The 16968-nt window shown below is 69.5% G+C and carries 17 protein-coding genes and 1 riboswitch; of the genes, 4 read left to right on the forward strand and 13 right to left on the reverse strand.

Annotated elements, in window-relative coordinates; all coding sequences use genetic code 11:
- Nucleotides 1–462: 462 nt before the first annotated feature.
- The 6 genes from AS181_RS18805 to AS181_RS18830 all read right to left on the reverse strand — a co-directional run bounded on the left by AS181_RS18805 (nucleotide 463) and on the right by AS181_RS18830 (nucleotide 5159).
- Nucleotides 463–1173, reverse strand: coding sequence for a lysophospholipid acyltransferase family protein (locus AS181_RS18805; RefSeq protein WP_058253139.1), 711 nt, complete (start codon nucleotides 1171–1173; stop codon nucleotides 463–465).
- A 154-nt stretch (nucleotides 1174–1327) separates the two neighbouring features.
- Complete coding sequence (locus AS181_RS18810; protein ID WP_058253064.1) at nucleotides 1328–2335, reverse strand: ROK family protein; 1008 nt, start codon at nucleotides 2333–2335, stop codon at nucleotides 1328–1330.
- Complete coding sequence (locus tag AS181_RS18815) at nucleotides 2335–2841, reverse strand: hypothetical protein (RefSeq protein WP_058253065.1); 507 nt, start codon at nucleotides 2839–2841, stop codon at nucleotides 2335–2337. Before AS181_RS18815 ends, AS181_RS18810 begins: the two co-directional genes overlap by 1 nt.
- Nucleotides 2842–3040: 199 nt before the next feature.
- Complete coding sequence (locus AS181_RS18820; protein WP_058253140.1) at nucleotides 3041–4270, reverse strand: ArsA family ATPase; 1230 nt, start codon at nucleotides 4268–4270, stop codon at nucleotides 3041–3043.
- A 20-nt stretch (nucleotides 4271–4290) separates the two neighbouring features.
- Nucleotides 4291–4728 carry an SRPBCC family protein gene (locus AS181_RS18825; RefSeq protein ID WP_058253066.1) on the reverse strand — a complete coding sequence of 146 codons (438 nt, stop codon included), beginning with the start codon at nucleotides 4726–4728 and terminating at the stop codon, nucleotides 4291–4293.
- Nucleotides 4728–5159 carry a hypothetical protein gene (locus AS181_RS18830; protein ID WP_058253067.1) on the reverse strand — a complete coding sequence of 144 codons (432 nt, stop codon included), beginning with the start codon at nucleotides 5157–5159 and terminating at the stop codon, nucleotides 4728–4730. Before AS181_RS18830 ends, AS181_RS18825 begins: the two co-directional genes overlap by 1 nt.
- 108 nt (nucleotides 5160–5267) lie before the next feature.
- Between AS181_RS18830 and AS181_RS18835 the strand changes: the two genes are divergently transcribed.
- The gene (locus tag AS181_RS18835; protein ID WP_058253068.1) at nucleotides 5268–7076 is read left to right on the forward strand and encodes an AMP-dependent synthetase/ligase; all 1809 of its coding nucleotides are present in this window, start codon (nucleotides 5268–5270) and stop codon (nucleotides 7074–7076) included.
- Nucleotides 7077–7101: 25 nt separating this feature from the next.
- Here the strand turns inward: AS181_RS18835 and AS181_RS18840 are convergent, their stop codons facing one another.
- The 5 genes from AS181_RS18840 to AS181_RS24670 form a co-directional block, all read right to left on the reverse strand.
- A complete protein-coding gene (locus tag AS181_RS18840) occupies nucleotides 7102–8226 on the reverse strand; it encodes a glycosyltransferase family 4 protein (RefSeq protein ID WP_058253069.1) in 1125 nt (374 codons plus the stop codon).
- On the reverse strand, nucleotides 8226–9623 hold the full coding sequence (locus AS181_RS18845) for a hypothetical protein (protein WP_058253070.1): 1398 nt from the start codon (nucleotides 9621–9623) through the stop codon (nucleotides 8226–8228). The genes AS181_RS18840 and AS181_RS18845 overlap by 1 nt, the downstream gene beginning before the upstream one ends.
- Before the next feature lie 8 nt (nucleotides 9624–9631).
- Nucleotides 9632–10669: an NlpC/P60 family protein gene (locus AS181_RS18850; RefSeq protein ID WP_058253141.1), complete on the reverse strand. Its 1038-nt coding sequence runs from the start codon at nucleotides 10667–10669 to the stop codon at nucleotides 9632–9634.
- 230 nt (nucleotides 10670–10899) lie between these two features.
- Entirely contained in the window at nucleotides 10900–11586 is a 687-nt protein-coding gene (locus AS181_RS18855; RefSeq protein ID WP_058253071.1) for a C40 family peptidase, read from the reverse strand.
- A 16-nt stretch (nucleotides 11587–11602) separates the two neighbouring features.
- Nucleotides 11603–11834, reverse strand: a riboswitch (cyclic di-AMP (ydaO/yuaA leader).
- A gap of 107 nt (nucleotides 11835–11941) precedes the next feature.
- Complete coding sequence (locus AS181_RS24670; RefSeq protein ID WP_231742564.1) at nucleotides 11942–12172, reverse strand: hypothetical protein; 231 nt, start codon at nucleotides 12170–12172, stop codon at nucleotides 11942–11944.
- 245 nt (nucleotides 12173–12417) lie between these two features.
- Between AS181_RS24670 and AS181_RS18860 the strand changes: the two genes are divergently transcribed.
- Both AS181_RS18860 and AS181_RS18865 read left to right on the forward strand, forming a co-directional pair.
- Entirely contained in the window at nucleotides 12418–14250 is a 1833-nt protein-coding gene (locus AS181_RS18860; RefSeq protein WP_435082056.1) for a DEDD exonuclease domain-containing protein, read from the forward strand.
- 26 nt (nucleotides 14251–14276) lie between these two features.
- Nucleotides 14277–14555, forward strand: a complete 279-nt coding sequence (locus AS181_RS18865; RefSeq protein ID WP_058253073.1) for an Lrp/AsnC family transcriptional regulator — start codon at nucleotides 14277–14279, stop codon at nucleotides 14553–14555.
- A 46-nt stretch (nucleotides 14556–14601) separates the two neighbouring features.
- Here AS181_RS18865 and trpD read toward each other — a convergent pair whose 3' ends face one another.
- Both trpD and AS181_RS18875 read right to left on the reverse strand, forming a co-directional pair.
- A complete protein-coding gene (trpD, locus tag AS181_RS18870; RefSeq protein WP_058253074.1) occupies nucleotides 14602–15672 on the reverse strand; it encodes an anthranilate phosphoribosyltransferase in 1071 nt (356 codons plus the stop codon).
- A gap of 21 nt (nucleotides 15673–15693) precedes the next feature.
- Complete coding sequence (locus AS181_RS18875; RefSeq protein ID WP_058253142.1) at nucleotides 15694–16179, reverse strand: hypothetical protein; 486 nt, start codon at nucleotides 16177–16179, stop codon at nucleotides 15694–15696.
- Nucleotides 16180–16332: 153 nt separating this feature from the next.
- On the opposite strand from AS181_RS18875, the gene ctaE reads away from it, so the two are divergent.
- Nucleotides 16333–16944, forward strand: coding sequence for an aa3-type cytochrome oxidase subunit III (gene ctaE, locus AS181_RS18880; RefSeq protein ID WP_065630046.1), 612 nt, complete (start codon nucleotides 16333–16335; stop codon nucleotides 16942–16944).
- Nucleotides 16945–16968: the final 24 nt, after the last annotated feature.

The following is a 16968-nucleotide window of genomic DNA, read 5'->3' on the forward strand; positions in this document are numbered from 1 at the left end:
GCCCGCACCACCACCCTGCGACTACCCACTGACTGGCCCTACAACCACCACATACGCCACGGCTGGCAACGCCTCACCGCCTAACCAGCCCCTCGGTCACCCGCGCCCGGTCACCGCCGCCCACCCCACCTCAGAACCCGAACAACCAGCGAACCCAACGCTGGCGATCCACCCTGCCCACACACCAGCACCAACCATCAAAAGGCGACACCGACAACCGATCGGCGAAACCCTACCCACCCGTGAAAGATTCAGGCTGAGGAGCGCCCGGAGCTTGCGGAGGGCGCAACCAACCACCGCTCCCTGAGGAGCGCCCGGAGCTTGCGGAGGGCGCGTCACGAAGGGTTTGCCCCGCATCTCACCAGGACCCTTCGTGACGCTCGCAAGCTCGCTCCTCAGGGAGCAGAGGGAGGGCATCGCTCGCACCTCAGCTCAAGGAGCAGAGGGAGGTCAGAGACTTCCTCAAGCGGCGGCGTCGGCCGCCGGGGGCTCGACCGGCGGGGCCTGGTTCTTCAGGCTCGCGGCGTAGACGTCGACGTACTGCTGACCCGAGAGCTGCATCAGCTCGTACATGATCTCGTCGGTGACTGCGCGTTCGATGTAGCGGTTGCCCTCCATGCCCTCGTAGCGCGAGAAGTCCAAGGGCTTGCCGATGCGCACCGACACCCGAGTGGGTCGCGGCAGGATACTGCCCGGCGGGTTGAACTTGTGAGTGTCGATCATCGCGACGGGGATGACCGGCACCCCGGTGTCCATGGCCAGCCGGGCGAGACCGGTCTTTCCCTTGTAGAGGCGTCCGTCGGGCGATCGGGTGCCCTCGGGGTACATCCCCATCAGCTTGCCCTTGTCGAGCTGGCGGCGTGCCGCGGTGAGCGCACCCTCGGCGGCCTCGGCCCCCGACCGATCGATGGGGATCTGACCGACCGCGGTGAAGAACCAGCGCTGGAAGCCACCCTTGAGCCCCGTACCGGTGAAGTACTCGCTCTTGGCGAGGAAGTAGATGCGGCGATCCACCATCAGCGGCAGGAAGAAGCTGTCCATCACCGCGAGGTGATTGCTCGCCAGGATCGCCGGGCCGTCGGTCGGGATGTTCTCGTGTCCTTCGATCGTCGGCCGGCCGAGGACCCGCAGGATCGGACCGAGAAAGATGTACTTGAACGCCCAGTACCACATGAGAATCTCCTCGCCGCGCACACCGACCCGATGACCACCGCCGGACAACCGCGCCGCGGAGACCGCGGAACCGAGGAGTGTCCCGACGCCAAGACCTTACCCGCGTCGCACTCTACCGTCCGGCCGGGACCGCTCGGGGTCTCGCCGGGAGCACTCAGAGCCCGGAGACCGGCCGTGTCTCGGGGTGCGGGTCGGCCAGAGGGCGTGCGGCCGTCCGGATCGCCTGTCGCGCAACCTCGGCCGCGCCCACGACGCCGGCGGTCTCGCCGAGCTGGGTACCGCGGATACGCGCGAGCTGACGATGTCCGGCACCGGTGACCTGGCGGGCGTAGTGCTCCCGGGCCTCGTCGAGGAACAGCCCCGACGCCGCGCCGACGCCGCCGGCCAGCACGATGAGGTCGGGGTCGAAGATGTCGGCGATCATCGCGAGCCCCTGGCCGAGCGACGTCGCGAACCGCGCGAACGCGGCCAGCGCGACGGCGTCCCCGTCGGCGGCCGCCCGGGCGACCCGACGGCCGGTCAGCGACCCGGGGTCCGCGGCGACATCGGCGGCGAGTTGGCTGCGCCCCCAGTCGCCGTCGGCGAGCAACTCGACCACGGTGTCCACGAGTGCGGTGCCGCTGCAATACCGCTCCCAACAGCCGCGTTTGCCACAGGCACAGGCGCGCCCGTCGGGGACGATCGTCAGATGTCCGAGTTCCGGTGCGACACCGTAACTTCCGCGATAGATCTCCCCGTCGATCACGAACCCGGCGCCGATCCCGGTCCCGATCGCCAGGACGACGGTGTTGTGTCCACGGGCGGCCGCGCCGAACCGCCATTCGGCCACCGCGGCGGCGTTGGCGTCGTGTTCGGCGAAGACCGGGATCCCGACGCGGCGGGTCATCTCCTCGGCGACCGGCGCCTCGCGCCAGGGCAGATGCGGCGCGAACCGGACGATGCTGCGGTCGGTGGTCAGGAAGCCGGCGATCGCGAGCCCGACGGCCTTCGCGTCCCAGCGCGAGGTCAGTTCGCCGACCAACCGGTCCAGACAGTGTTCGAGCGCGGCCGCGGTCGGCGGGGTCTGCGCGCGGAGGGTGTCGAGCATCGTCCCCCGGTCGTCGACCACCGAGGCGCGCACGCTGGTGCCGCCGATGTCGATGCCGATCGTCAGGTCGCCCATCAGTTCTCCTGCCCGGGGCCGGGTCCGGGGGGCGGCGTGGCCCGCCGTGAGGCATCACCGCGTCGCGGTGTGCCGGCCTCGCGCCCGGCGGCCGGTCCGTTGAGTCGCACTGCAATCGGTTCGTACTGGCGTGGTGTCGCCGATGAGGTCGGCGACGAACGCAGCGCCTCGGCGATGGCCTCGAGTACGGCGATGACCGCCGCGATCAGCCGGGCGACCAGATCGCCGATCTCGGCGAGCAACGAGGTGATCTCCCCCGACGCCCCGGAGAGCGCATGCCCGAGCGGACCACCGTCGGCGAAAGCGGCGAAACCGGGGCGCGTCCCCGTTGCATCCGCACCACCGGCGGTGGCCGACTGCGGAGCCGGCGCGAAGAGCGCGGCCAGGTGGTCGATCTGGGCGGCCAGTCCGAGCAGCAGGTCGCGCACCGGATCGGCGGGTCCGTCGCGACGCCCGTCCGCGGACCCGTCACCGGCCTGCCGGAACGTCTCGTCGTCCGTGCCCATCGCCAACTTTCCCCTTTCCCGGCCCCGCGCGAACACCCACCCGCGTGTCTGTCGTCGGGGTCATCGGCACCGTACCCTGCCGTCTCGAACAGTGCGGTCTGGCGAACGTACCCCGCCCGGGCGGAATCATTCCACCATCGCCGTCCCACCTGGCCGTCGGGAACTGGGCGGCGTCGACGTACCGGGCCGAGGAACCGGCTCAGTTCTGCGGCCGGGGCCACACCGCCGGATCGGGGACGAAGCCGATGCCCAGGGTCGTGCCGTCCCAGTCGGCGTCGACGACCGTGCAACGTCGTAGCACCGACGGCAGCCGCACTGGATGGCGGAACCCCGCAATCGTCACCAGGAGGTCGTCTCCGCTGCGCCCGAGAGCCAGCGAATCCGGATCCGGTAGGCGCTGCGGCCACGACAACCGGTACACCGGACCAGCCGGCTTTCCGCTCACGCGCCCCTGGCCCGCCTCGACCTCGGCCGCCGCCGAACCCCGGGGGACGCCGTGCGGTGCCGGCAACGAGACCGAGAGCTTGCGGAGCCGCGCCATGCGATCAATCGCACCAGGCGATTTCTCGACCACCTCGACGACGACGGAACGCGAACCGGCGGAACCGGCGAGTTCGGCCCGCACCATGTCCGCGACCTCGGCCGCCGGTTCGGCGCCGACGCCCGCGTTGACCTGGACCGAGGCCAGCGGCAGGCCCATGAGGTCGGCGGCGGCGAGATGGTGGCCGGTGAGTCGTCGGCTCCGGTCGTCGGCGGCGAGAACGAGGTGCACCGCCACCGCATGCGGATCGGCGAACAGTTCGGCGATGTCGAGGCAGTCCCGGTCGATGGCGTCGACCGCGGCCGTCAGTTGCGCGACCATCGGACGCTCGGAAGCCATCGCGAGGCGTCGGTGACGCGGCCAGAACCGGTTGAGGGCCTGGCTGAGAACTGCTCCGCCACGGAGGAACTGGAGTGGGTCACCACACCCGGAACAGTCGACGACGATCCGCTGCCACCGGCCGCTGATCGCCTCGTCCCGGATACGGCGCAGGAGCAGGAAGTCGTCGATCCCAGGCAACGAGGTGAGCTCGGCGGCGTCGATCCCGGCCAGGGTGCCGACGCCGGGCAGGGCCGTCTTGCTGCGGCTCACGGTGTGCTCGAGCACCTCGACGAACGCCGACCATGTGCGTTCGGTGAGGTCCAGTCGGTCCAGGGTCAACAGGTGCAGGTATTTGGACACCGCGACGGGCTCGCCGGGCCGGCGGTACACCCGTGCCCAGTCGGGAACCGGCGACCAGCGGTCGACGGTGATGAGGAGCGTGTCGGATTCGGCTGCCGACAGGCCCGACCGGGGCACGGCCTTGGCCGCCCGGGAGGTGCCGGGACGCTGGGTCGCGCCGGCGGCCGCGACCGCGGAGACACCGGAACCCCCCGGCCCGAGCACGATGTGGATGGGTGTGAGATCGATCAGCCTTCGACCCTCTTCTTGAGGTCGTTCAGCGCGGCATCGGTGATCGCCTTCTCGGCTCGCCGCTTCAGCTGCCCGATCATGGGCACCTGCAGGTCGACCATGAGTTCGTAGGTCACCTTCGTCGATCCCGGGACCTGTTGGGTCAGCACGTATCGTCCGCGCTGATCCTTCTGCAGATCGCTCGACACCAGGCGCCACGACACCGCGGGGGCGTTCCGATCCCATTCGTAGGCAAGCACATACGTGTCCTGGAGGACGCCGGCGTCGAGCACGAACCGGACCTCGAGGGCGCGGCCGGCTTCATCGGTGCGCAGCACCTCGACCTCGCGGGCGGCGGTCACCCACTCCGGGTAGTGCTCGAAGTCGGCGATGACGGCGAGGATGGCGTCGGCGTCGGCGCCGATGACGATGTCGCGTTCGGTGTGGTCGGCCATCACCGCATCCCGGCCGACTCGAGACCGGCGGCGGGACCACCGACGACACGGCCCTTCTCCAGCAGTCGTTTGACCTCGAAGGAGACCTCTTTGCCCGTCACGCGGCGCAGCTTGTTCTCCTCGGCCAGCACGTCGGCGCGGGTGCGGGGGTCGTCGGGCAGCGGACCGGTGGGTTCGGCGTGGAGGAAGTAGTGGAGCACGAAGCCGTCGAGGACCGCCTCGTTCCAGATCTCCATCGTCCCCGACACCGGACCCGCGACCTGCCAGCGCACGCCCTGCTCGCCCCGGTCCTCGGTGACCGCCAGACGCAGGTCCGGCCACCACCGGCGCCAGTTGGCGGGGTCGCCGATCACGGCGGTCGCCGACGGCGGCGCCGCGGCGACGAAGACCTCGTCGGCCACCTGGATGCTCGTCACGCCCACTAGCTTCACATACTCGTGTCGGCGCAGGGTAGTGCACCCGAAACCGACGTCGCGATGAGTCCGATTCCGTGTCGGGGATACGATTCGGTGACTGATGTCTACTGGAGGGTAACCACGATGGGCGAGTACAGCGTGCCCGCGAAGTTCTCGATCGGCGACGACGAGAACTGCACGAACATCATCTTCGGCCTGGCGCACCGATCACCGCAGCACATCGTGTTCCGCCACAAGCAGGGCGACCGGTGGGAGCCGGTCACCGCCGCCGAGGCCGCCTCCCGCATCTCCGCCATCGCCAAGGGCCTGATCGCCTCCGGGGTCAACCCCGGGGACCGGGTGGCGCTGCTGTCGCGCACCCGCCTCGAGTGGAATCTCTTCGACTTCGCGATCTGGTCCGCGGGCGCGATCACCGTGCCCATCTACGATTCCTCCTCCGCCGGCCAGATCGAATGGATCATGCAGGATTCCGGTGCGGTCGCGATCGTCCTGGAGGACGACGGACATCGCGCCGAGTTCGAGTCCATCGACTCCCTGACCACGCCGGTGACCGTCTTCCAGATCGACCGCACCGACGGGCCGGGTGCCGTCGGCGAGCTCGTCGCCGCCGGTGCCGACGTCCACGACGACGAGGTCGCGGCCCGCCGGGCCACCGTCAAGGCCGCCGACCCGGCGACGCTGATCTACACCTCGGGGACCACCGGACGCCCCAAGGGCTGCGAACTCACCCACGCCAACATGCTGTCGGAGGTGCGGGCGGTCCTCGCCGGCGACATCCTCGATCAGGTCATCGCCCGCGACGAGAAGCGTCTGCTCATGTTCCTGCCCCTCGCCCACGTCCTCGCGCGCGCCATCACGCTCGTCGCGATCGAGGCCGGCGCCGAAGTCGGGCACACGAGCGACATCCCGAACCTCGTCGACGAATTCGCCGTCTTCAAACCGTCGCTCATCCTGTCCGTGCCGCGCGTGTTCGAGAAGGTCTACAACACCGCCCGCCAGAAGGCCCACGACGGCGGCAAGGGCAAGATCTTCGACGCCGCGTCCGAGACCGCGATCGCGTACTCAGAGGCGAAGGAGAAGGGGCAGGTCGGACTCGCACTGAAGGTCAAGCACGGCGTCTTCGACGCGCTCGTCTACAAGAAGCTCCGGGCCGCCCTCGGCGGCGAGTGCCAGATGGCGATCTCCGGTGGCGCGCCGCTCGGCGCCCGACTGGGCCACTTCTTCTCCGGCGTCGGCGTGCCGGTGTACGAGGGCTACGGCCTGACCGAGACCACGGCCGCGTTCAGCGTGAACACGCCGTCGGCGTCGAAGATCGGCAGTGTCGGAAAACCGTTGTCGGGCAATGCCGTTCGGATCGGTGACGATGGTGAGGTGCTGTTGCGCGGCGGGGTCGTCTTCACCGAGTACTGGCAGAACCCCGAGGCGACCGCATCCGCGGTCGTCGACGGCTGGTTCCATACCGGCGACCTCGGCACCGTCGACGCCGACGGCTTCATCACCATCACCGGCCGCAAGAAGGAACTGATCGTGACCGCGGGCGGCAAGAACGTCTCCCCCGCCGGACTCGAGGACGTCATCCGCGCCAACGCCCTGATCTCGCAGGCCACCGTCGTCGGTGACGCGAAACCGTTTGTGGCAGCCCTGATCACGATCGATCCGGAAGCGTTCCCGGCGTGGAAGGAGCGCACCGGCAAGCCCGCGTCCGCGACGGTCGCCGACCTCGCCGACGACGCCGACCTGCGCGCCGAGGTCCAGTCGGCCGTCGACCTCGCCAACAAGACGGTGTCGCATTCAGAGGCCATCAAGAAGTTCCGCATCCTGCCGACCGACTTCACCGAGGAGACCGGCGAGATGACGCCGACCCTCAAGGTCAAGCGCAACGTCGTCGTGGAGAAGTTCGCCGGCGACATCGAGGCGATCTACCAGCGGTGAGCTCCCCGCCTGCGCCGGTTGCTCCTCAGAGCAACTGGCGCAGGCGGGCCGCCATCTGGCTCCACTGCCAGTTCTCGACGACGTAACGCCGTCCGGCCCGGCCCATCTCGGCCGCGGCCGCGCGATCACCGAGGATCGCCAGGATCGCCAGGGCGACCGCGTCGACATCGGTCCCGTCGACGGCCGTGCCGGTGACCCCTTCCTCGATGGTCTCCGGCGCCCCACCGGACAACCCGGCGACCACGGGCACGCCCGACGCCGATGCCTCCAGGTAGACGATCCCCAGGCCTTCGACGTCCAGCCCGCGTCCCCTCGTCCGGGACGGCATCGCGAAGACGTCCGCGATGTTGTGGTACGCCGCGAGGTCGTCGGCGGGCACCGAGCCGGTGAAGATCACATGGTCGGCCACGCCCGTGTCGGCCGCGAGGTCGCGCAGGGTCTTCCCGTAGGGACCACCGCCGACGATGACCAGCGTCGCGTCGGGGATGGTGCGTCGGATCAGCGGCAGGGCGCGGATCAACACATCCTGGCCCTTGCGGGGCACCAGCCGCGACAGGCAGAGGATCGTCGGACGTTCCCCGAGGTCGAGACGTTCGCGAAACCGCTGTCGCAGCACCGGATCCGGGGCGAACCGCTCGGTGTCGACGCCGGGGGGCAGGTGTTCCAGGGCCGCGCGGGCGCCGAAGGCCGACGCGAACCGGCCGCGGGTGTATCGGCTGACGAAGGTGATCACATCGGTGTGGCGGCCGATGTGCCCGAGCACCTGCCGCGCGCCCGGCAGCATCGACCACCCGACCTCGTGACCGTGCGTGCTGGCGATGATCCGCTGGGCGCCCGCGCGACGCATCGCCGGCGCCAGCACGGCCAGCGGCGCGGCCGCGCCGAACCACACCGTCGAGATCTGTTCGCGGCGCACGATCTCCGCGGCACGCCGCGCCACGAACGGGGTGGGGAGCATGAGCGTCGTCGGGTGCCGGTACACCCGATACGGGGCGGCCGCGTCGAACTTCTCGTGCGAGTCACCACGCCAGCGCGGCGCGTAGACGACCACGTCCTCCGGCGGCAGCAGGTCCACCAGATTCTGCAGGTAGGACTGGATCCCGCCCGGACGGGGCGGAAAGTCGTTGGTGAGCAACAACGTTCGAGACATCAACGGGCCTGCACTTCGAGCCACCGCTGCCATCCCGCGACCAGTTCCGCACGCGTCAGCCCGACACTCGAGGCGATCGCCGCGTCCTGCGCCGCGGGCAGGGCGGACGCCGCGACCCCCATGTACATCTTCTTCAGCCGCGCCTCGTCGAATCGATCGGCGACGTAGGCGGCCAGCGACCACGCACTCTGATAAGCCACCTGTGAAGTCTGACCGTCCATCGCGAAGTCGGTGTCGGCGGGTGGCCCGGTCGGAACTCGACCGGCACGCACGGACGCGATCAGGTCGGGTGCGGCATCCGCGATCCTCGTGTGAGTCCCTCTGCGCCCGACGTATTCGGCCACGCCCTCGGTGATCCAGAGCGGCGCGTCGAGCGCGGTGTGAACGCGGGCCGCGACATGGGTCAACTCGTGCCGGAGAACCACCGCGAGCGTCGGTGCGGCGAGTTCCCGGGCCGCCGGGGTCAGGATGATGCGCTGTCCGGTCGCGGTGCGCTGGACCAGGTCGAGGCTGCTGAACACGGTCGCGGCCGCCGCGGTCCCGGTCGCCGCTCGACCCTCGGGTACGAGGGCGGCGAACTCGTCGTCGGTCGCCGTGGCGACCACGACGGCGCGGCGATCCCAGTCGTCGCCCCAGAAGTCACTGACGGCATCCACCGCCCCGGGCAGCTCCCGCTGCAGCGTCGCCACCGTCGAAGACGTTCGGGGATACGAGGCGACCACCGACGTGCCGCCTGCGGTCGCGGTGTCGGCCACCTGGAGTCCGGGCAGCTCCCAGATCTGAGTGGGTGCGGGGTCTCCTCCCAGGGCCGTGGCGTCTCCGACGAGGCGCCAGGCCTCGCCGTAGCGGGCGACCACGAACTGGGTGCCGACGACCACCTCGTCCTCGTCGACTCCCGGGACCCCCTCACCGCCGAGCGCATAGCGCAACTCCACCGGAGCGACCCACGAGTCCGAACTCCCCCCGGCATCGAGGAGCTCCTGCAACTCACCGGGTACGAGCACCTCCGCCTCTTCGGTGGGCGCAAGCTGATAACCGAACCGTGCGAACCGCAGGGTGCCGCTGCGACCGTTCCGCGGCGTGAACCGGCTGGGCGCGAAACCCGCGGCGGCCGTGACGAATCTGTCCTTGAACGCCGGAGTGGCAGCGGTGTCGACGAGGGTGCCGATCGCCCGCACATCCCCGGAACGCACCGCTTCGGTGAGCGCGTCGAGCAACCGCGTCACGCCCGCCGCACGATCACGCGCGTAGACGTTGACCGCGGGGCTCGACGACACGGGCGCTGCGGACGAGCCGGGCCCGTCGGGCACGTCGACCGTGCCGCACGCGGTGGCAACTGCGATGACCAGAACGACCACGGCCGAGACGAGGCCGGCGCGCCCGCGCGGTGAGGTCACCGGTGGGACTAGAACCGGCGGGCAGAGTTGTACGGTCCGGCCTCGTCGAGCGGCTCGACCTTGACCGGAACGCCGAAGGTCGAGGCGTGGATGACATAGCCGTCACCGACGTACATACCGACGTGATGGGCATCGGGATAGTAGATGACCAGGTCACCGGGCTTGAGATCGTTCTTCTCGACCGGCTGACCGCCGGCCATCTGCGCCTGGCTCGATCGCGGGATGGTCTTGCCGGCCTGCCGGAACGCCCACACCATGAGTCCCGAGCAGTCGAACGAATTCGGTCCGGTGGCGCCCCACACGTAGGGGTCACCGATCCGGGTGAGGGCGGCGTGGGTGGCGATCAGTCCGGCGGCGGTGCCCTTGGGCACCAGTCGCGGATCGAAGTCGAAGGTCGGACCGCGCAGAGCCGCCAACTGCTTGCCGGTCATCGACTTGTAGATCGACCGGATCTGGATCGCCTGGAGCTGCAGGTCGGCTTGCTTCGTCTGGAGGTCACCACGGACCCGTTCGGCGCGGGAGACCGCCTCGGAGGCGGCCACCGCCGTGCGCTCGGCATCCTTCTTCGCGACAGCGGTCCTGGCCCGTACCTTCTTGATCGCGGTCAGGTCCACCGACGCCTGACGCGAGATCATGTCGAGACCCGACATCTGGTCCAGGAGCGCCTGCGGGGAGTCGCTGACCATCACGGCGTACAGTCCGCTGACCCGCGCGCCCTGATAGCTGGCGCGGACGATCGCGTCGACTCGGTTCTGGTGCACGGCGAGCTGGGCGCGGCTGGTGTCCAGCGTCTGCTGCGCCTCGGCCGCGGCTTTCTTGGCCGCCGCCACGATGCCGCGCTGCTTGTCGTACTCGATCTTGGCGTTGTGCATCGCCTCGGTGGTCTTCTCCGCGTCGATGCCCAGTTGCTTGTAGCGGTCGAGCAGCTGATCGGCCGAGCGCGCGGGCACCGCACGGGCGTCCCCGACGCCGCCGGCGACGGTCGGTGCCAGAACGGCGAACGCCGACAGGACACAGAGCGCCACCATCAGCGGACCCGAACGCATCCTCGGCCGCATCGCGCGACCACGCCCCTCCCCGATCAGCACGGTCTACTCACTCCCTCGTGTGTGCTCGTCGATCCCTGAGCATCCCGGGCCCCTGCACCCGTACCCCGCGTCCCGTCGACCACCCTAGGCGGCCGACCGGCCCCCGGGACTGGTTCGGGCGGATCGCAATCCACGCGATCCGCCCGTCCAGAGACCTTCGTGCTCAGTCTGTTCGTGTTCAGTTGTCGTCAGTACCGACGGATGCCCGTCAGGGTCCACTCCTTGACGGCGTCGCGCTTGACCGGCGTGCCGTAGTTGGACGAGTGGACGAACTGACCGTTGCCGACGTAGATGCCGGCGTGGCCGCCACCGTTGAAGATCATGACGTCGCCGGGCTTGGCCTCGGAGTACGACACCGCGCGTCCGCCGCCGAGCTGGCCGTAGCTGTCGCGCGGGATGTTCTTGCCGGCCTGCTTGTAGGACCAGTAGATGAGGCCCGAGCAGTCGAATGCGTTGGGGCCGGCGGAGCCGTAGGAGTACGGCGCACCGATCTTGCTCTCGGCGGCCTTTACCGCCTTCTGACCGGCGGTCAGCTGCGGCTGGCCCAGGGGCGCGCCGCCACCCTGCGGGCGGAACTGCTGCGGGATCTGCTCCGGCGCGATACCCGGCACGGTGAACTGCCCCAGGTTGGGGATCTCGACCGTGGCGGCGGGCGACTTCTTCACCGGCGTGGCCTCAGGCGCGGGCTTGGCCTCCGGGGCCTTCGCGCCGGGCAGGGCCGGGATCTCGAAAGTGCCCAGCGGGGTGTGGACCGGGGCGGCGAGAGCAGGGCCGGCGGCTGCGGCGAGCGAACCGAGTGTGATCGATCCAGCGATCACCGCCTTCTTGGCGACCGTGCTGCCACGATTGGGCTGTTCCAAACGATGTTTGGCCACGAAGCGAGTTCTCCTTCAGATCTTCCTCTACCGCCGACCGAGTTAGCTGTCGGGTTCGGGCCGGAAGAGTGGCCCTACACGTTTTCGCGCATGAGGTATCCACTGGACACTCATGCATGGCAACGCGATTCACCCCGATTCGGATCGGTTTCGACCGAGTCGCATCAGTGGTGATGCGCTCCGACGAGCCCGTCCGAAGGTTGTGGTTCCCCGGTTCGCCCGCGAGGGCGATTGAGCGGTGACTACTGCGGACCACTTCTGTTGAAGCGGGACGCTCCGCAAAGGTCTCAGAAAGGTTACGAAATCGGATGCGCTCTGTCCACTAAGCGACAGACAGCCAAACCTCGGCCGCTTCTCAGCCTGCCCTGAGGACGGTCACAGAAGCGCGTCGATCCGGCGCCTGAACTGCGGTTTTGGCTGATCTTGCAGATCGTGCAGCGCCGCTGGTCACCATTGCAGCAGCCTGCAGAACGTCGATGGCGAGGTCCAGTTCGGCATCCGCGTCCGAGGTGGCCGCCGTTACCGAAACTCCACCTTCGTGCGGCATATCGTCCCAGCTCGGGCCACCAAACAGCACTGTCATCATGCACCCGTCGCAAGCGACGGGACGAGCCGGGCAGCGCGCACAATCGACGTACATAATGTGATCTCCATCTCATCTGGCGAGGGTGGGCCGCGTCGGCCCCGTTACGGGTCGTTGTGACCGTGAGAAGACCGCATTTCTCACGTCCAGGTGGAGACTAGGGGCGCCCACCGACAAGTCCGTCGAACAGCGATCGACACAGCAGTCACACGGGTCACACGACACGATGTCGGAGCGTCGCGGTCGCGATGTCGGTGGATCGAACTAGTGTTCGCCGGGTGACGCAGACCAGCGTGGACGGCTCGCCCGCGGGGCAGCTCACCTTCGCCGACCTGGAGGCCGCCGACCAGGGGGCCACGGGTGAGACGTCGAACGAGTTCAGCGACCGGTCGCTCTTCGAGACGACCCTCGTCGTCGTCGACCTCGAGACCACCGGGTCCGACCCGGTCCGCGACCGGATCACCGAGATCGGCGCGGTCAAGATCCGCGGCGGCGAGGTGGTCGGCGAGTTCGCCACGCTGGTCGACCCCGGCCGGCCGATCCCCCCGCAGATCGTGACCCTCACCGGCATCACCACCGCGATGCTGACCGACGCCCCCCGGATCGAGTCGGTGCTGCCGTCGTTCTTCGAGTTCGCCCGCGGCTCGATCCTGGTGGCCCACAACGCTCGTTTCGACATGGGTTTCCTTCGGCAGAACGCGATCCGGCTCCACCTGCCGTGGACGTTCAGCCTCAGCCTGTGCACGGTGACCATGGCCCGGCGCATCCTCAGCCGTGACGAGGCGCCGACGGTCAAGCTCAGCGCGCTCGCCGACCTGTTCGACGTCTCCGTGCGGCCCACCCACCGGGCGCTCGACGATGCGCGCGCCACGGTGGAGGTCTTCCACCGGCTCCTCGAGCGCGTCGGCAATCAGGGCATCGCGACCGTCGGCGACCTGACGTCGTATCTCCCGAAGACCAACCCGCGCCTGCGCGCCAAACGCGCACTCGCCGACCATGTCCCGGCCCGGCCCGGGGTGTACCTGTTCCGCGGCCCGTCGAACGAGGTCCTCTACGTGGGCACCGCGGTGGACCTCCGCCGCCGGGTCCGGTCGTACTTCAGTGGCAACGACCCGCGCCGCCGCATCGCGGAGATGGTGCTCCTCGCCCAGCGGGTCGACGTCGTGGAGTGTTCCCACGCCCTGGAGGCCGCCGTCCGCGAACTCCGGCTCCTCGGCGCGCACGCACCGGCGTACAACCGACGATCGACCCAGCCGCACAAGGGTTGGTGGGTGACCCTGACCGAGGAACGCTTCCCCCGGCTCAAGGTCAGCCGAACACCCACCGACGAGTCGATCGGCCCGGTGGGCAACCGCAACAACGCGGCGACCGTCGCCGACGTGATCTCGGCGGCCGCCGGTCTGCGCACGTGCACGACACTGCTCGGCGCGACGGGCTACCACTGGTGTCCCGAGGCCGATGGGAGGCGGCGGCCGGGGTCCTGCCGGGCGGCCACGGCGCAGCCGCAGACGGTGCCGGACTACTCTCCCCGGGTCACCGCGGCTCGCCGGCTCATGCGGGGTGAGGCCGACGAACTCCTCGACGGCCTCACCGCGCGTCTCGCCGACCTCGCCAAGGCGCACATGTTCGAGACCGCGGCGCGGCATCGGGACCGTCTCGCGCTCACGATCGACGCCCTCGCCCGCTGCCAGCGACTGGCCGCGCTGTGCGCGATCGCCGAGATCGTGGTCGCCCGGCCCGACGGTGAACGCGGCTGGCAGTTCGCGGTCATCCGGTACGGACGGCTCGCCGCCGCCGGGCGCGCTCGACGCGGAGTCTCGCCCATGCCCGTCGTCGACGCGCTCGTCGCGGCCGCGGAGACCGTGTTACCGGGCCCCGGTCCGCTGCGGGGCGCGCCGGCCGAGGAGGTCGGCCTCGTGTACCGCTGGATGACCGAACCGGGCGCGCGCATCGTGTCGACGAGTGAGCCGGTCGCCCTGCCCGCCGGCTCCGCCGAACGCCGGCTCGGCTGGTCGCAGTCGGCGCACGACGCACGTGCGGCCAGACCCGTCGCCGACTCTCGCACACGGCAGGCGAGCTGAGGGCCACGCACCACTAGGCTGGCGACATGATCACCGCCATCGTGCTCATCCAGGCCGACATCCACCGGATCCCGGAGACCGCCCAGGCCGTCGCCGACATCCCCGGGGTCGAAGAGGTGTACTCCTGTGCGGGCGACGTCGATCTGATCGCGAAGATCCGGGTCCGTGACCACGAACAGATCGCGACGGTCGTCACCGGCCAGATCAACCGGCTACCCGGGGTTCTCAAGAGCGCGACACACATCGCGTTCCGCAGCTACTCCAGCTCCGACGTCGAGGGCGGTTTCTCCATCGGCGAGAACTGACCCGCCGAACACTGAGCCCCACAAGGATTTCGGGGCAGCGTGACCGTCAGGCGGGCGCGGCGAGCCGGCCGCTGAGCTCGGCCCACCGCTGCAGCAGGTCGGCGGCGGCACCGTTGTCGATCGCATCGGCCGCCCGCTCCTTCGCGGCGCCGAGGGCATCGGTCAGTTCCGCCGAGCTCATCGGGGCCTCCTGCTCGAACGCGACGATGGCGCCGGCCGAGTTCAGCAGCACCGCGTCCCGGACCGGGCCCGTGGTCCCGGCCAGCAACTCGCGGGCGATCGCGGCGTTGACCGTCGCGTCTCCCCCCTGCAGGGCGGAGAGTTCCACGCGCGCGATCCCCAGATCCGTCGGGTCGACGGTGAGTTCGTTCACCTGCCCGGCGACAACCTGCCACACCGTCGACGTGGTGGTGGTCGTCAGTTCGTCGAGACCGTCGTCGCCGCGGACCACCAGCGCGGAGCCGCCGCGCTCGGCGAAGGCCCGCGCCAGAACCGGCGCGAGGTCCGCGAAGGCGCAGCCGATCAGCCCCCGGCTGGGTGTCGCCGGATTGGTCAGCGGCCCCAGCACGTTGAAGACCGTCGGGATGCCGATCTCCTTGCGCGGCGGACCGGTGAAGCGGAACGCCGGATGGAACACCGGCGCGAAGCAGAAGCCGATCCCGAGTTCTGCCACGCACTGCGCGACCGCGGCGGCGTCGAGGGAGATGTCGACGCCGAGCGCTTCCAGCACATCGGCACCGCCGCTCTTCGACGACGCCGCACGGTTGCCGTGCTTGACCACCGCGACGCCCGACGCGGCGATGACGATCGACGTCATAGTGGAGATGTTCACCGTGTGCGATCGGTCGCCGCCGGTCCCCACGACGTCGACGGCCGGGCGAGTGACGTCCACGAGCGTCGCGTGGTCGAGCATCGCGCGCGACAACCCGAGGAGCTCGGCCGGTGCGGCACCCTTCATCTTCACGCCGACACCGAACGCGGCGATCTGGGCTCCGGTCGCACTGTCGGTCATGATCTCGTTCATCGCCCACGCCGCCTCGTCGGCGCTGAGGTCGAGGCGATCGATGATCTTGCCGAGGATCTGCGGCCAGCTGAAGTCAGATTGTGCGGTGCTCACGGGGAGTCAGCATATTCGTGTTCAGAGCGGCGGACGCTGGAGGACGGCCCACTCGCGTGCGAATCCGCCGTGCCGCGAACCGAGGCTCGCCATCCGGGACCGTTCCTGCGACAGATGCATCGCGTCGAGCATCTGGACCCGCGCCAGGACCAGGACCACGAGCCGGTCGTCGCGTGGCGCCGGCCTCGGCCCCCAGCGTTCGTCGTCGACGGACTCGTAGCCGTCGAGCGCCGCCACCGCGGCCGCATCGGCCCGCCGGGCGGGGGGCACCTCGACGACGTGCCGGAGAATCACCTCGTCCGCGGCTCGCCACGACGACGCGTCGAGCGCCACCGAACTCGCGATGGCGTCGTCGTCGGACCGCGCCACCACCTGCACCTGCTCGTGCAGCGTCAGCGGACCGGCGCCGGCACGCGGGCGCAGCCGTGAGCGGAGCCGCGCCAGGCGACCCTGCTCGACGACTCGGCCGTTGAGATCACGGGGGCCGGGCGGCGCCGAACTGGACATGAACACACGGTAGCGAGCCGGGCGTCCGCCACGCCCTTCCCGGACACGCCGAGGATCACCCGATTCGCGCCCGGACCTGCGACGAGAGAAATAGTCGGAGGCAATTTCCGACCCGGGTGGCCACGGCTTACTACGAACCGTCATACTTCACTTGTGACAAGCGCTGTAGGTACCTCAGGAACAGCCATCACCTCGCGCGTGCACTCGCTGAACCGGCCCAACATGGTCAGCGTCGGCACGATCGTGTGGCTGTCCAGTGAGCTCATGTTCTTCGCTGGCCTCTTCGCGATGTATTTCGTCGCCCGTGCCAACTCCGCGGTCGGCTGGCCGCCGCCACCGACCGAGCTGAATCTCGCCCTCGCCATCCCGGTGACGACGATTCTCATCCTGTCGTCGGTGACGTGCCAGATGGGTGTCTTCGCCGCTGAGCGCGGTGACGTCTTCGGCCTCCGCCGCTGGTACGTCATCACCCTCATCATGGGAACGATCTTCGTGATCGGGCAGGCGTACGAGTACACCGTGCTGGTCGGCCACGGCACGACCCTCGCGTCGGATGCGTACGGCTCGGTCTTCTACATGACGACCGGGTTCCACGGCCTCCACGTGATCGGCGGTCTGATCGCGTTCGTGTATCTGCTCATCCGGACCAAGCTGTCGAAGTTCACGCCGGCGCAGGCAACCGCGGCCATCGTCGTCTCCTACTACTGGCATTTCGTCGACATCGTGTGGATCGGGCTGTTCGTCACGATCTACTTCATCCGATGACGCCGGCCCGTTCCACCACGACCG

The organism is Gordonia sp. SGD-V-85 (assembly GCF_001456905.1).
Taxonomy (GTDB): Bacteria; Actinomycetota; Actinomycetes; order Mycobacteriales; family Mycobacteriaceae; genus Gordonia; species Gordonia hongkongensis.